We start from the raw sequence: 14,623 nt of genomic DNA, 5'->3' as shown, positions 1-14,623 counted from the left end.
CGGGTGATGAGCGGGCATTGAAAGTGGAGGCCGGGGCGGTCACGATCCGACCTTGAGCGGTCGCGGTGGCCCGAAAAGGGACGTTCCGTTTTGCCTCCGGAGCCGATGCGGCACGTGAGAATCCTAAGGTCCGACTCGGATGGCCTTGCGACACTGACAGAGCAGCAAGGCGAAGTCGGGAATCAGCAGATAAGCGATCTGCGATTCATCCACCGACGACAATTTTGATCACGCAATGAGAGCCGATGCAACCGACGGTACCAGGCACACGCTTTTCAAGCCCCGGTGCTCTTGTGCAACCTCCACCGGGACGCGCTTACCTCGACAGCCCGATGAGATTAGAATTGGTTTTTGAGCGGATCGAGGGAGGAAACCATGACATATGTCGATCCCAACATATCGCGTACGTGGCATAGAGCAGTGCTCGGCGCGGCCGTGCTCAGCATGGCGGTGCTGACGGGAACAAGCGCCGGGGCCTGGTCTGTAGACAAGACCCCGTTCGGAAAAACGCAGGACGGCAAAGCCGTCGATCTCTACACGCTTACCAACGACAAGGGTGCGTCCGTCAAGTTCATTGCCTATGGCGGCATCATCACGGCAATCAACGTGCCCGACCGCTGGAACAAGCTCGACAACGTCGTGCTCGGCTTCAAGGAACTCGCCGACTACGAAGCCAAGAACCCCTATTTCGGCGCCTTGATCGGACGCTACGGCAACCGCATCGGCGGCGCGAAGTTCTCGCTCGATGGCACCCAGTACCAGCTCGCCGCCAATAACGGGCCGAATAGCCTGCATGGCGGCAACAAAGGCTTCGACAAGGCCGTCTGGGCGGTCGAGCCGCTGACAAGCGTGAGCGGGGCCGCAGCGCGGCTCAGCTATACGAGCAAGGATGGCGAGGAAGGCTATCCCGGCGCGCTCAAGGTCCAGGTAGTCTATACCCTCACCAACGACAACGAGCTGCGCATCGACTACGAGGCGACGACGGACAAACCGACCGTGGTCAATCTTACGAGTCACTCCTACTTCAATCTCGCCGGCGACGGCACGGGCGGGATCGGCGATCACATCCTCACGATCAACGCCGATCGCTACACGCCGGTCGATGCGACCTTGATTCCGACCGGGGACCTCGCCTCCGTGACCGGCACGCCGTTCGACTTCCGCCAGGGAATGCCAATCGGCGCACGCATCCGCTCGAACGACCCACAGATGGTCTATGGCCGCGGATACGATCACAACTACGTGCTGAACCGATCGGGTAGTGGGCTCTCGCTGGCCGCGCGTGTCTACGAGCCGCGCTCTGGCCGGATCATGGAGATCTCGACCACTGAGCCCGGCGTCCAGTTCTACAGCGGCAACTTTCTCGATTCGACGCTTGTTGGCCCGACCGGTCAGCAATACCGCCAGACCGACGGCTTCTGCCTCGAGACCCAGCATTTCCCGGATTCTCCAAACAAGTCGTCCTTTCCTACGACAGTGCTGAAACCTGGCGAAACGCTGAAGTCGACAACGGTACATAAGTTCTCTACCGACGCGTCCTAGCTGGAGGAGGTGCGTGCTTTCCTAGCAGCCAATTCAATGAGCCGGACAGCGGCTTTGTAGGACTCAGTTGCCGTTCCCCCATCGCTTTGGGCGTGGACGTATGATGGCTGGGCAAAAGCTTCGTTCGAAAGATCGTCGTCGTCACCACGCTCCGGTAGGGGCATAGCGATCCATGGTCTTTCGCGCGGCAAGGAGGCGCGATTCCCGTGGCGAGAGATGAAATGGCCGAGCCGACCAAGCGCGATTTTCTCTATCTGGTGACGGCCATGGCCGGGGTGGTGGGAGTTGGGGCAGCCTCTTGGCCGTTCATCGATGCAATGCGTCCCGACGCCTCAACACTTGCCCTAGCCTCCATCGAGGTGGACGTGTCCTCGCTCGCGGAGGGCATGTCAATGACCGTCAAGTGGCGCGGCCGCCCCGTTTTCATCCGCAATCGGACCGGCAAGGAGGTTGAAGCCGCAAACGCGACGGCCCTTGAGGAACTCAAGGACCCCGTGGGGCGAAACGCGAACCTTGACGACGACCAGCCGGCGACAGACGTGGCGCGCTCGGCCGGTCAGGGAAGGGAGAACTGGATCGTTATGATCGGGGTCTGCACGCATTTGGGCTGCGTGCCCCTGGGGCAGGCGGGTGATTTTGGTGGCTGGTTCTGTCCCTGTCACGGATCGCACTACGATACCGCCGGCCGCATCCGCAAGGGACCCGCGCCGGAGAATCTCCCAATTCCTCACTTCGAATTCGTGTCCGATACAGTTGTACGGATTGGATAGGCCTCTGGCTGCTCAATATAACCTAGTCGACGTCGGATGCGGCTGTCCATCAGCGCAGATTTCTAATTCTGCAGGCTTGCCATGGCTTCGGCGATTCGCTGGGGTGCCTTGGGACGAGCATACATCCGCTCAAGGTATGCTTTGAGATTTGGAAAGTCGGCAATCAGTCCGTTTTCATTGCCCCAGTCCAGGACATAGGCGGTGACGCAATCGGCGATGGTTAGGTTATCGCCGACGATGAACGCACGCTCGTCCATGTGCTGTTCAAGCACCGCTGCCATCGCCAGGAATTCTTCCCTGGCGAGGGCAATGTCTTCCGGCAGACGCTTGTCTTCGGGATACAGAAATGTGTGCTTGGCTATCCGCCAAAGCGGCTGTTCGAGCTCGGTAACCGCAAACAGAGACCATCGATATGCCTGCGCCCGCTCCTTTAGGTCCGTGGGCATCAGCCCTTTGGCGCCGTACTTCTCCGCCAAGTACATGACGATCGCGGCAGATTCCGTGAGCACGAAGTCACCGTCAACCAGCACCGGAAGTTTGCCGGCAGGATTGAGGCGAAGGAAGTCGGGGTGACGGGTTTCGCCGGCCAGAATGTTGATGGGCACAAATTCGAATTCCGCATCAAGCTCCTGAAGGGCCCAAAGTGCGCGAAGCGAGCGGGTTGGACCTAATCCATACAGTGTCATCATCTTGGCTACCTCCTGCTTTTCTCCCATTATCGCTTTCAAAGGACGTTGGACGAAACACCGAGCCGACAGAGATTCGCGAAAAAATCGGCGAACGGGGTGCTCGGGCCGCCGTTGAGCCACCCACGCCGCCCAGTGGAGTCGAATGAGAGCAGACTCGCCGGCTCTGTCGCGACGTGGACTCAGGCCGGCGACCCTTCTCCAGGACGGTCAGGTCCGGATCGTGCCGGTCCCAGTCGAGCGTGCCGTGAGTGATCAGGGTTGGGCGAACCGCGCCGGCGCGTCGCCTGCGTGATGTAGCGGCTGCGGGGGGTGCACGCCGCGGCGCTCTGCCATTGCCTGGCGACTGCCTGCGCCGCCGTCGCGTTGCTCAGCAGCGGCCAAACAGACAGCAGCGTGAGGAACGGGTATCTTTCGGGTAATGGCATATTGAGCCTCCCCGCCGCTGCCCGAAAGGGGACGGGACGAAGGCGGCCTATGGAAAACCATCCGCCGCCTGAAAGGTTACGGCGACCACAGACGCTGACTTTAGAAATCTCGGCTGGAAATCGCCGTTATCTCCTTTGACAAGGCCTTCAGCCGTCTCGCACAGCCGGCTGGCTGGTCAACCCGGTGCCGTCATCGGCGCGATACGCACCGGCCGGCGATACGCACCCCAGTCACTGGGATGCGGCTCGAACACGCCCGGGCAAGGCGTGCCGCAGCTTTGGCAGCGGCCCTCGGCGTCGAGAGCCCAAGATAGCAAGCGGTACCAGTCGCGGGCGATCAGGCATGCGCCACAGGTATGGCACCAGGTGCTGCCGCCGACGTCATCGTGCACGTTACCGCAGTAGACGTAACGCAGCCCGTTTTGGAGGCCGATCCGGCGCGCCCGTGTCAGCGTTTCGGGCGTGGTGGCCGGCTTGTCCATCATCTTCCAGTCGGGATGGAAGGCCGTGAAGTGAAGCGGCACATCCGGGCCAAGTTTTTCCATGATCCATCGCGTCAGCGCCTCGATCTCAGCCTCGGAATCGTTTTCGCCGGGTATGAGCAGCGTCGTGATCTCGAACCAGACGGAGGTCTCGCGCTTGAGATAAACAAGCGTGTCGAGCACCGGCTGGAGATGGCCGCTGCAGACGCGTTGGTAAAAGCGCTCGGTGAAGGCCTTGAGATCGACATTGGCCGCATCCATGTGGCGGTAGAATTCGGCGCGTGGTTCGGAGCAGACATAGCCGGCCGTAACCGCAACGCTTTTGATCCCCCGCTCGCGGCAGGCATCGGCCACGTCGATGGCGTATTCATGGAAAATCACAGGGTCGTTGTAGGTGAAGGCAACGCTGCGGCAGCCGAGATCCGCCGCCGCCCGGGCGATCGCCGCGGGGGAAGCGGCGTCGGCAAGTGTGTCGATCGCGCGGGACTTGCTGATGTCCCAATTCTGGCAGAACCGGCAGGCGAGATTGCAGCCGGCTGTGCCGAACGACAGGACGGCAGTGCCCGGCAGAAAATGGTTGAGCGGCTTTTTCTCGATCGGATCCACGCAGAAGCCGCTGGAGCGGCCGTAGGTCGTCAGTACCATCCGGTCGCCCTGGCGAGCGCGGACAAAGCAGAGCCCCCGTTGCCCTTCATGCAACTTGCAAAATCGCGGACAGAGGTCGCACTGGATGCGCCCGTCGGCGAGCGCGTGCCAATAGCGGCCTGGCACAGTCGACGCGTCCCGCGGCTGCAATTCCTGGCAGATAGCGGTTGTGGCGTTGGGGACCAAAGACATGCTCGCATGATAGACCTGACGAACGCCAGCGGAAACCGGTGCGTTACGATGATCTGCCTTCGCACGTTCTGCCGAGTTTTGCTTGCATTTAGCGAAAATCAGTAAATGCTAAATTACAGATATGCGTCAACGCGTGCAGGGCGACGCGGCTAGCCTGAAGCCGATTTGATTGAGAGGCTTTCAATGTTCCGCAACATTCTCATCCCCACCGACGGCTCGTCTCTTGCCACCGTGGCCGTGGATGCGGCAGTCGCCTTTGCCAAGGAGGTCGGCGCGAATATCACCGTGTTCACGGTGATGGAGCCCTTCCATCTCTTCACGTCCAGTTCCTACCAGTTGGGCAGTACACGGGAAGAATACGAGGCGCTTTCCCGTGAGCACGCGGCGCAGACGCTTGCCGCAGCCCAAGCCCAGGCCGAGCGCGCGGGTGTTGCCTGCGCCACCGACCAGGTTCGCAGCCACGAAGTCTTTCGCGCGATCATCCAGAAAGCGGAGGACATCGGCGCCGACCTCATTGTCATGGCTTCGCACGGGCGCAGCGGCGTGGGCGCCCTAATTGTCGGCAGCGTGACCGCCAAGGTGCTGACGCATTCGACGATTCCGGTGCTCGTCTACCGGAAGAAATAGGACGGGCGGTTTGACCGAAAACCAACGAAGCCCGCTTTGCTACAAGCGAACAGCTCGCGGCTGGCGCACTCAGCGGCAACGCCATGGGCGCGTCTGCGCATCGCCCGAACCTTCGCCGCAATTGAACAGGTGGAACGCGAGAGCCGGCGAACGTGTTATATTGGATGGTTGAGCATCGTGAGACGCAAGCGCGGAGCCTCACGATCGAGGGTCTCGCCCCGGGGAGGGTGGGATTGTGACCATTGCTTTGACACTCCAGTCATATCTCGATCGCAAGGGCGCCGAGTACGATCTGGTCGAGCACAGGCCGACCAGATCGGCGATGTTTACCGCGCATGCCTGCCACATCGCGGCCCGCTGCGTGGCCAAAGGCGTCGTGCTGCGCAGACGCGACGGCTATCTTCTGGCCATTCTGCCTGCCTCCCGCCATGTGCGGCTCAGGAAACTCAAATTGGCACTTGCCGAGGACCTAACGCTTGCCACGAAGCATGAGCTCGACCAGTTGATCGCGGATTGCGCACACGGCGCTGTTCCCCCGATCGGCGAGTGTTACGAGCTGGACGTCGTCATCGATGACAGCGTCTGCGGCCAACCGGAGGTTTATTTCGAGGGCGGCGATCACGCCACACTCGTCCATATGAGCCAGGTCCAGTTCGCGCGGCTCACGCGGGAGGCGCTTCATGCGAGTTTCAGCGCGCGAAACCGGGGGCCCACGCGCTCGGTGAGGTGACCGAGTGATTACGCAGCCGCTCGGCCGGCGGCGCAGTTGAGGTACGGCTCGTTTCGACGGACCGACAGGAGGAAGGGAGGCGGCGATGTCTGACAATAGCTACGCCAGCCCGGATGACGTTCTTCGGACGATAAAGGACGGCGAGATCGCGATGATCGATCTGCGGTTCGCAGACCTTCCCGGCCTGTGGCAGCATTTCTCCGTGCCGCCGCGCGCCATCAACACGGACAGCTTCACCAATGGCATCGGCTTTGATGGCTCGTCCATCCGGGGCTTCCAGGAAATACAGGAAAGCGACATGCTCGTCGTGCCTGATCCGAATACCGCTTTCCTGGATCCGTTTACGGAGGCGCCGACGCTCGTCCTGATCTGCAATATTCTCGACCCAGTCAACGCCCAACCCTATAGCCGGGACCCCCGCTTTATCGCACAAAAGGCCGAAACCTATCTCAAGGCCACCGGTATCGGCGATACCGCGTATTTCGGCCCGGAACTGGAGCACTTCGTCTTCAACGAGGTCCATTATGATCAGGGCTCCAACTACGGCTATTACGAGATCGACGCCGTCGAGGCGAATTGGAAGGCGAGGGACGGGACTGGCCTCGGACACAAGCTGCGCCCGAAAGAGGGCTACTTCCCCGTTCCGCCTGCCGACACTCTTCAGGACGCCCGCACCCTGATGGTGACTCTGCTCGAGCGTATCGGTATTGAGGTCGAGGCACACCACCACGAGGTCGCGACCGGTGGCCAGGGCGAGATCGACATGCGCTTTGCGACGCTGACGCGCATGGCCGACAGCGTGATGATCTACAAATATGTCGTGAAGAACGTCGCGCGCAGCCGCGGCATGACCGCAACCTTCATGCCGAAGCCCCTGTTTGGCGACAACGGCTCGGGCATGCACGTTCACCAGAGCATCTGGCAGCAAGATCGCCCGATCTTTGCCGGAGACGGCTATGCCGGCTCAAGCGAAGTGATGCGCTACTATATCGGAGGGCTGCTCAAGCACGCGCCGGCACTGCTCGCCATCTGCGCTCCAACCGTCAATTCCTACCGGCGGCTCGTGCCGGGTTTTGAGGCGCCGGTCAATCTCGGCTATTCGCGCCGCAACCGCTCCGCGGCGTGCCGGATCCCGATGTACTCGCTCAACCCCAGGAGCAAGCGGGTGGAGTTCCGGTGCCCGGATCCCTCCTGCAATCCGTATCTGGCCTTCGCTGCCATGCTCATGGCCGGTCTCGACGGCATCCGCAGCCGCATCGATCCGGGGGATCCGATTGACAAGAACCTCTACGATCTGCCGCCGATTGAACGCGCCGCAGTCCCGTCGACACCAGCCTCGCTCGGCGAGGCTCTCGATGCGCTTGAGGCGGACCGCAAGTTTCTCCTTGCCGGAGACGTGTTCACGACGGACGTCGTTGAGACCTATGTGGGCTACAAGCGCTCGCACGAGATCACGGAGATACGCATGCGCCCGCATCCATACGAGTTTGTTCTCTATTATGACGTCTAGGCTCAATAGCGACTGTTCTCGCGTCCAGCCGAACGTCTGATCCCTCAAGGGAGCGTCGGCGGTGCGCCCCTCGACATGGCCGCCTCGGGATCCTCATCGAGCAGAAGTTCAGGGGCGTCAGGTCGCCGCGAGCGGTTACTTCAGTTCATGGCACACCTGCATAGCAAAGGAACGCACATAGCCCTCGTCGTGGTCGACCAATTCTCTTGCGACCCTCTCAATCAGCCCAACTGCGTGGAAGTTCTAGCGCCGGCCGCGGCTGTTTCCTCGACGATCGCGGGGGTGCGTGCTACTTTTCCAATACACGTGAATCCTGAAGGGAAATCGCAATTCGGGAGGAGCGACATGAACAGGCGGCAAGTCCTCCAAGGTGGAGCGAGCGCCTTGGCTGTGGTTGGTGCGTCCGGCTTGCTCTCGAAGCTCGGCCTCGCCGCGGAAGCTCTTCCGGAGGGCGCCATCGCCGTGCAGGCGCTCGAGGCGCTGCCCGACAAGGTTCCTCTCATCAGGAAGACGATCCGGCCGCCCAACTTCGAGACCCCGATCAATTACTTCAACGAAGCGTTTACGCCCAATAATGCCTTCTTCGTCCGCTATCACCTGTCCGACATTCCGGAGATGGACGCGGCGTCATGGAAACTTGCGGTTGGTGGACCAGCCGTGGAACGGCAGGTTCAATTCACGCTTGACGACCTGAAGGGTAGCTTCGAACGGGTCGAGATCGCAGCCGTCTGCCAATGTTCCGGTAATCGCCGCGGCTTTTCAGAACCGCATGTGCCGGGGGTGGAATGGGGTTCCGGTGCAATGGGCAATGCGAGATGGGCCGGCGTTCGCCTGAAGGACGTTCTCGACAAGGCCGGACTTGCCGAAGGCGCGATCGAGATCGCCTTTAACGGTGCAGACGGGCCGGTTCACGACAAGACTCCCGATTTTCTGAAGAGCCTGCCGGTCTGGAAGGCGACCGAAGAAAACACGCTCATCGCCTACGAGATGAACGGCGAGGCCTTGCCGCATTGGAATGGATTTCCGGCAAGGCTGGTGGTGCCTGGCTGGACGGGTACGTACTGGGTGAAGCATCTGACCGAGATCCAGGCGCTGACGGAGCCCTTGAAGTCATTCTGGATGAATCCGGCCTACCGAATTCCGCGATCGCTCTTTCCCGTCGTCGAGCGCTTCACCAGCCAGGAACAGCCAAATTCCGCCAACACGCCGATCACCGAGATGGTCGTGAACTCGATGATCACCAATTTGGAGGAGGGAGCGGAAGTCAAGGCGGGCCAGCCGGTCGATCTAAAGGGCATCGCATGGGATGGCGGTTACGGCATCGTTGACGTGGCGATCTCGATCGACGGCGGCAAGAGCTGGACCCCGACGCAATTGGGCCAAGACCTTGGCCGCTTTTCTTGGCGGCAATGGAGCCATCAACTTGGGCCACAGCAGCCGGGAATGGTGAGCGTCATGGTTCGGGCCCGCAACCGGATGGGCCAGACTCAGGTCGACTCGTTGCTCTTCAACGGCGCCGGATACCACAACAATGTCGTGCAGGCGCTCGGCCTGAAGGTGGTTTGAGGAAGCCGTCATGCGCATCTCGCGAAAATTTCTTCTGATGGCTGGCACCCTGGTTGCTCTCCCTTTCGCGGCGAGGGCCAATGGTCCTGAGTTCCAGCTGACGCCGGGGGCCAATCTTGATGTCGTCGAGGAAAATTGCGCCGCCTGCCACAGCCTGGATTACGTCGCGATGAACTCACCCTTCCTCGACGAGAAGGGCTGGCGGACCGAAGTCACCAAAATGGTGAATGCGTTTGGAGCGCCGATCGATGCGGGCGATCAGGAGAAGATCGTGGAATATCTTTCGACCAACTACGGCAGGAAGTGAGTGCGCGCTGTGCCTGCAGTTATGGGTCCCGGTCCCCCCGGATCGTTTTGCCCGGTCGCATTCTTCGGGAAGGGAAGGCCGGCGATGAGCATCACGGGCCCGATATCGGGATTTGGTCGGGAGCATTTCCATCATGACGCCGACATCGGCGTGTGCGGAAGAGGTCGGTCTGTTGCGGAGGCCTTCGAGCAGGCCGCCTTGGGCCTAACCCGAATTGTCACCTACAGTCCGATCGTCGCGGATATGCAGGTCGAGGTGAAATGCCGCCAAACCGACTGGAATTGCTCTTCGTGGACTGGCTCGACGCCATCATCTACGAGATGGCGATCCTAGGCTTTATTCATCTTGGGGGGACTCGGCGGCGTACAGGCGGCGCCGGGTTCAAACCTAGAAACAAAAGCTTGCCGCGAACCAAACCGCTGGCCGACTGCCACTTTGCGTCAGCGGCTCAGCGATCACTCGGGCTCGGCAAAGGAGAAAAACAGGATCTTGCCCACCACATCAGGCCTGAAACATACCTAAGAGGCGAGTCAGTCCTCAGTGGAAATTCGACCACGAAGCGTCATCTGGGACCGTTTTAGTGCTGTCGCAACAATGGTTGGCCGAAGATAGGTCAGCATTCGCATCGCTTCACCGTAGGCTTTTCCAAGTGGCAGTGGAGAGTTACATATGTGCAATCGTCCTGATCTTGGCTGCCACGGTGATCGCTCTCCGCAATCTTAGGAAATCCTATGAGACTGCCGAAGGGCGGCTTGAGGTGTTGAGAGGGATCAATCTCGATCTCGGCGCGGGAGAGAGAGTAGCTCTGACAGGGGAGTCTGGTAGCGGAAAGAGCACCCTCCTGCATCTCGTAGCCGGCCTGGACAGACCGGACTCAGGCGAGATCGTGATCGGGGGACGAGACATTTCCAAGCTGAATGACCGGGACCGCGCCGCCTACAGGCGGACTGAAGTCGGCCTCGTGTTTCAGCAGTTCAACCTTGTCCCCTCACTAGACGTGGCTGCGAACATCGCTTTCCACGCCAAGCTTGCCGGACGCTACGATACGGTGTGGGAAAATGAACTCGTGGAGCGCCTCGGAATCGGGACATTGCTGAGCAGATTTCCCGAGCAGCTTTCCACCGGACAGCAGCAGCGGGTGGCGATCGGACGAACCCTTGCCGCGCGTCCCGGATTGGTTCTGGCGGATGAACCCACAGGAAATCTGGACGAGGCCAACGGAGACGCCGTCCTGGAACTGATGCTCTCGCTATCGAAGGAAACCGGATCGACGCTGCTCCTGGTGACACACTCGCAAAGACTGGCGGACAGGCTCGACCGGCAGGTGTATTTGCGATCCGGGAAGCTCGAATGACGATGTGGACCGCAGCCACGGCACTTCTGTCCCATTGGCGACGACGGCCGCTGCAACTTGGCGCTCTCTTGTCGGGCCTGGCGCTGGCGACTGCCCTGTGGTCCGGAGTGCAGGCGATCAACGCCGAAGCCCGCGCGAGCTACGCCCGTGCCGCGGCTGTGCTCGATCAAAACGGGTTGGCGCACCTGATCTCTCCAAACGGCCGCGCGATTCCTCAGTCCGCCTTCGTGCGGCTCCGACGGGCGGGCTGGAAGGTCTCGCCAGTTTTGGAGGGGGAATATCGGTTTGGGGCCACCCGCTTAAGGGTGATTGGCATAGACCCGCTGACGATGCCGGCGGAGACGCAGACCGTCGATCTGGGAAATGCCGAGGACTTGCTTTCCTTCATCACGCCACCCGGCATGCTGGTTGTCTCTCCTGAAACAGCGGAGAAGATCCGAGGGCAGACCGGCCTCGCATTGCGTATTTCGGATCGGATGCTCGACGGCGCCGCCTTCATCGATATCGGCTTGGCCCAGAGGCTATTGAGAAGAGACGGCGAACTCAGTCGGATTGTGATCGCCGAAAACCAACGTCCCGGTCTGGAGCCGCTCGGAAAGCTTGTTCCGACGCTCTCGGTTCGCGAGCGGAATGCGCAAACTGACGTCGAGCATCTTACCGAGAGCCTCCATCTCAATTTGACCGCCTTCGGTTTTCTCGCGTTCGCGGTAGGGTTGTTGATAGTGTACTCGACGATCGGTCTCGCCTTCGAGCAACGGCGGCCGACCTTCAGAACGCTTCGCTGCCTTGGCGTTTCACTGAGGAGGCTTGCGGTCCTGCTGCTCGCCGAGCTTGCCCTTTTCGCCGTTGCCGCCGGGGCAGTCGGTGTCGCCATTGGATATCTGGTCGCGTCGCTGCTGCTACCTGGAGTGGCCGCAACCCTCGAAGGACTCTACGGAGCCAGCGTGCCTGGCACGCTTTCTCTGCGGCCGGAGTGGTGGGTATCGGGCTTTGCCATCGCATTGGCCGGAACATTGGTTTCGTCGGCACAGAGCCTAATGCGCCTGACGAGGGTGCCTTTGCTGGCGGCGGCTCAGCCTCGGGCCTGGAGGCGATCGTCGGAAAAGGGGCGGCGGCTTCAGGTGCTCGCCGCTGCGGCTTTGCTCGCCCTCTCGGGAGCTCTTCTTCCGTGGGCGGATGGACTCAAGGCGGGCTTTGGCGTGCTTGGCTGTCTGCTGCTCGGGGCGGCGCTACTTCTTCCCGCCGTGCTCTCCGGATTCCTCACCTTGATGCAGCGAATGTCTTCGAGTGCGCTCGTCACGTGGTTCTGGGCCGACGCCCGGCAGCAGCTTCCCGGACTTTCCCTTGCGCTCATGGCATTACTTCTTGCGCTGGCGGCAAACGTAGGCGTTGGAACCATGGTGTCGAGCTTCCGTCTCACCTTCGTCGGCTGGCTCGACCAACGCCTCGCCGCGGAGCTTTACGTCGCTGCCCGGAATGAAGGCGAGGCAGACAGGCTCAGCGCATGGCTCGCAACGAAGGTGGAATCGGTGCTGCCGATCTCCAGCGTAGACGCCGAGATCCGGGGGCAGCCGATGCAGATCTTCGGTGTCGTTGACGATCCGACCTATAGGAAGCACTGGCCTCTTATCGTTGGCATGCCGGACGTCTGGGATCGGGTAGCGTCCGGTGAAGGGGTGCTGGTGAATGAACAGTTCTGGAGGCGAGAGCGGCTGCGCATCGGCGATCGGCTGGATTTGGCGAGCGAATGGAAGGCGACGGTTGTCGGTGTCTATTCGGATTACGGAAACCCAAAGGGCCAGGTCATGGCCGGAATAAACGCCCTGATCACTCACTACCCGCACGTCTCGCGCCTGCGCTACGGTCTGCGGGTCCCGCCTGATCAGGTTGCGGACTTACGTTCGAAGCTCTCGGACGAATTCGGACTACCAGCGGAGAACATCCTCGATCAAGCGGCACTGAAGGAACAGTCACGGCGGATCTTCGATCGCACATTCTTGGTTACTGGCGCGTTGAACATATTCACGCTTGGGGTTGCGGCATTGGCAATGTTCTCGAGCCTGCTCACGCTTTCGGAAATGCGCCTCCCGCAGCTTGCTCCCGTGTGGGCAACAGGGGTCACAAGACGCGATCTCGCTCTTCTCGAGCTTCTCAGGACGCTGGTGCTCTGGCTGGCGACGTTTATTGCCGCTTTGCCGCTCGGCCTGGCGTTGGCGTGGGTCCTTCTCGCCGTGGTGAACGTCGAAGCCTTCGGCTGGCGTCTGCCGATGTATTTCTTTCCTTACGAGTGGGTGCGGCTCGGTCTCGTCGCGCTCGCCGCTGCGGTCGTTTCCGTATTCATCCCGCTTCGCCGGCTGGCGGGACTCGCGCCGTCGGAACTTCTGAAGGTATTCGCCAATGAGCGTTAGATCGATTGCGATCGCTTTTGCGGTGACGACCATGGCAAGCTTGTGCGCAAGCCAAGCGGCCTACCAGGGTTTTGCTGGCCTCGGCTCGGCGGCTGAAGGGTTTTCGGTGCCGCAGCCCGGCCGGCCGTTCCGTTTCCCCGCGGACCACGGCCCTCATACGGACTTCCGGATAGAGTGGTGGTATCTGACGGCCAATCTTGAAGCTCCCGACGGGACTCAATACGGAGCGCAGTGGACCCTTTTCCGGTCAGCGCTTGCTCCAAGGGAGGCCACCGGGTGGTCGAGCCCACAGCTCTGGATGGGTCACGCAGCCGTCACCACTTCAGAGGACCACTTCGTTGCAGAACGTATTTCACGCGGGGGAGTGGGGCAGGCTGGGGTCGTTGCGAAGCCGTTCTCGGCCTGGATCGATGACTGGCAGATGAAGGGACGTACAACCCCGGGCGCGGATCAACTGGCCGAGCTCAGCCTGACTGCGACGGCAGATGAATTCGGTTATGACCTCCGCCTATCGGCAACTGGCCCGTTGGTGCCGCAGGGCGATAACGGCTATTCGCTGAAATCAGCGAAGGGTCAGGCCAGCTATTACTATTCGCAACCGTTCTATGCCGTGAGCGGCTCGCTATCGCTGCCCGACGGGGATATCGCGGTGACGGGAAAAGCCTGGCTTGACCGCGAGTGGTCATCACAGCCGCTCGCAGAAGACCAGACCGGCTGGGACTGGTTCTCGCTGCATCTGGATACAGGGGAGAAGCTCATGGGCTTCCGTCTCAGAGATGAAGGAGAGGGATTCACCTCCGCTACCTGGATCACTGCCGACGGGCGACCGACCCCTTTACCCGCGGCAGCGCTGAAGATCGCTCCCGTGCGAACCGCCAAAGTCGCAGGGCGTCAAATTCCTGTTTCCTGGAACGTCCGGATTCCCAGTCGTGGCTTCGACGTCACAACCCAGCCTCTGAACGACCAAGCATGGATGTCAACGTCCGTGCCGTATTGGGAAGGCCCGATCGCCTTTGAGGGCAGTGTCAGTGGGAGGGGCTATCTGGAGATGACCGGGTACTAGCCAAGCTCTGAGCAGCGGAAAACGATAACGCTAATGATGGACGTCGCCAGCGCACTGTTCGCTTGTGACGACGCGGCCCGATGCGCCCGCTCGAGATCCTCTCCAACCCGGCACCCATGCTCAGCACCGTGGACTTGCCGGATCCCGATGCAGCAGGGAGCACGAGAAACTCGCCGTCATCTGCGGCAAGGTCGAACACGTGGAGCAACTTCACAGAGCCGAAGAGCTTGGTCATCCGGTCAAGGAAGAAGGTCATCGCAACACTACCCCTTTAGCGCGCCAAGCAGCAGCCCTTTGGCGATGAAGCGCTGAA

The 14,623-nt window shown here is 61.0% G+C and carries 13 protein-coding genes; 11 read left to right on the top strand and 2 right to left on the bottom strand.

The window, feature by feature from the left end; all coding sequences use genetic code 11:
• Positions 1-375: 375 nt before the first annotated feature.
• Both QA637_RS26755 and petA read left to right on the top strand, forming a co-directional pair.
• Complete coding sequence (locus QA637_RS26755) at positions 376-1,542, top strand: aldose epimerase family protein (protein ID WP_283065768.1); 1,167 nt, start codon at positions 376-378, stop codon at positions 1,540-1,542.
• Between the two features lie 221 nt (positions 1,543-1,763).
• Complete coding sequence (gene petA, locus QA637_RS26750; protein WP_428843148.1) at positions 1,764-2,312, top strand: ubiquinol-cytochrome c reductase iron-sulfur subunit; 549 nt, start codon at positions 1,764-1,766, stop codon at positions 2,310-2,312.
• A gap of 62 nt (positions 2,313-2,374) precedes the next feature.
• Here the strand turns inward: petA and QA637_RS26745 are convergent, their stop codons facing one another.
• Both QA637_RS26745 and amrS read right to left on the bottom strand, forming a co-directional pair.
• Positions 2,375-3,001, bottom strand: coding sequence for a glutathione S-transferase family protein (locus tag QA637_RS26745; protein ID WP_283067363.1), 627 nt, complete (start codon positions 2,999-3,001; stop codon positions 2,375-2,377).
• A 601-nt stretch (positions 3,002-3,602) separates the two neighbouring features.
• Positions 3,603-4,745: an AmmeMemoRadiSam system radical SAM enzyme gene (gene amrS, locus QA637_RS26740; protein WP_153442896.1), complete on the bottom strand. Its 1,143-nt coding sequence runs from the start codon at positions 4,743-4,745 to the stop codon at positions 3,603-3,605.
• 183 nt (positions 4,746-4,928) lie between these two features.
• On the opposite strand from amrS, the gene QA637_RS26735 reads away from it, so the two are divergent.
• From QA637_RS26735 to QA637_RS26700, 9 genes are all read left to right on the top strand, one after another.
• On the top strand, positions 4,929-5,372 hold the full coding sequence (locus tag QA637_RS26735) for a universal stress protein (RefSeq protein ID WP_153442898.1): 444 nt from the start codon (positions 4,929-4,931) through the stop codon (positions 5,370-5,372).
• Positions 5,373-5,607: 235 nt separating this feature from the next.
• The gene (locus QA637_RS26730; protein WP_184108464.1) at positions 5,608-6,102 is read left to right on the top strand and encodes an aminoacyl-tRNA deacylase; all 495 of its coding nucleotides are present in this window, start codon (positions 5,608-5,610) and stop codon (positions 6,100-6,102) included.
• Positions 6,103-6,187: 85 nt separating this feature from the next.
• A complete protein-coding gene (gene glnA, locus QA637_RS26725; RefSeq protein ID WP_153442900.1) occupies positions 6,188-7,612 on the top strand; it encodes a type I glutamate--ammonia ligase in 1,425 nt (474 codons plus the stop codon).
• Positions 7,613-7,957: 345 nt separating this feature from the next.
• Entirely contained in the window at positions 7,958-9,178 is a 1,221-nt protein-coding gene (locus QA637_RS26720) for a molybdopterin-dependent oxidoreductase (RefSeq protein ID WP_153442902.1), read from the top strand.
• Positions 9,179-9,188: 10 nt separating this feature from the next.
• A complete protein-coding gene (locus QA637_RS26715; protein ID WP_283065763.1) occupies positions 9,189-9,485 on the top strand; it encodes a cytochrome c in 297 nt (98 codons plus the stop codon).
• A gap of 21 nt (positions 9,486-9,506) precedes the next feature.
• The gene (locus tag QA637_RS31070; protein ID WP_428843173.1) at positions 9,507-9,818 is read left to right on the top strand and encodes an archease; all 312 of its coding nucleotides are present in this window, start codon (positions 9,507-9,509) and stop codon (positions 9,816-9,818) included.
• Positions 9,819-10,185: 367 nt separating this feature from the next.
• Positions 10,186-10,839 carry an ABC transporter ATP-binding protein gene (locus tag QA637_RS26710; RefSeq protein WP_283067362.1) on the top strand — a complete coding sequence of 218 codons (654 nt, stop codon included), beginning with the start codon at positions 10,186-10,188 and terminating at the stop codon, positions 10,837-10,839.
• Positions 10,836-13,247, top strand: coding sequence for an FtsX-like permease family protein (locus tag QA637_RS26705; RefSeq protein WP_283065761.1), 2,412 nt, complete (start codon positions 10,836-10,838; stop codon positions 13,245-13,247). The genes QA637_RS26710 and QA637_RS26705 overlap by 4 nt, the downstream gene beginning before the upstream one ends.
• Complete coding sequence (locus tag QA637_RS26700) at positions 13,237-14,310, top strand: lipocalin-like domain-containing protein (protein WP_153442910.1); 1,074 nt, start codon at positions 13,237-13,239, stop codon at positions 14,308-14,310. Before QA637_RS26705 ends, QA637_RS26700 begins: the two co-directional genes overlap by 11 nt.
• The last annotated feature ends 313 nt before the right edge of the window (positions 14,311-14,623 follow it).

This window comes from Sinorhizobium terangae (assembly GCF_029714365.1).
GTDB classification, from domain to species: Bacteria; Pseudomonadota; Alphaproteobacteria; order Rhizobiales; family Rhizobiaceae; genus Sinorhizobium; species Sinorhizobium terangae.
The sequence above is the reverse complement of the archived record's forward strand: the minus strand, read 5'-3'. Positions and strand labels throughout refer to the sequence as shown.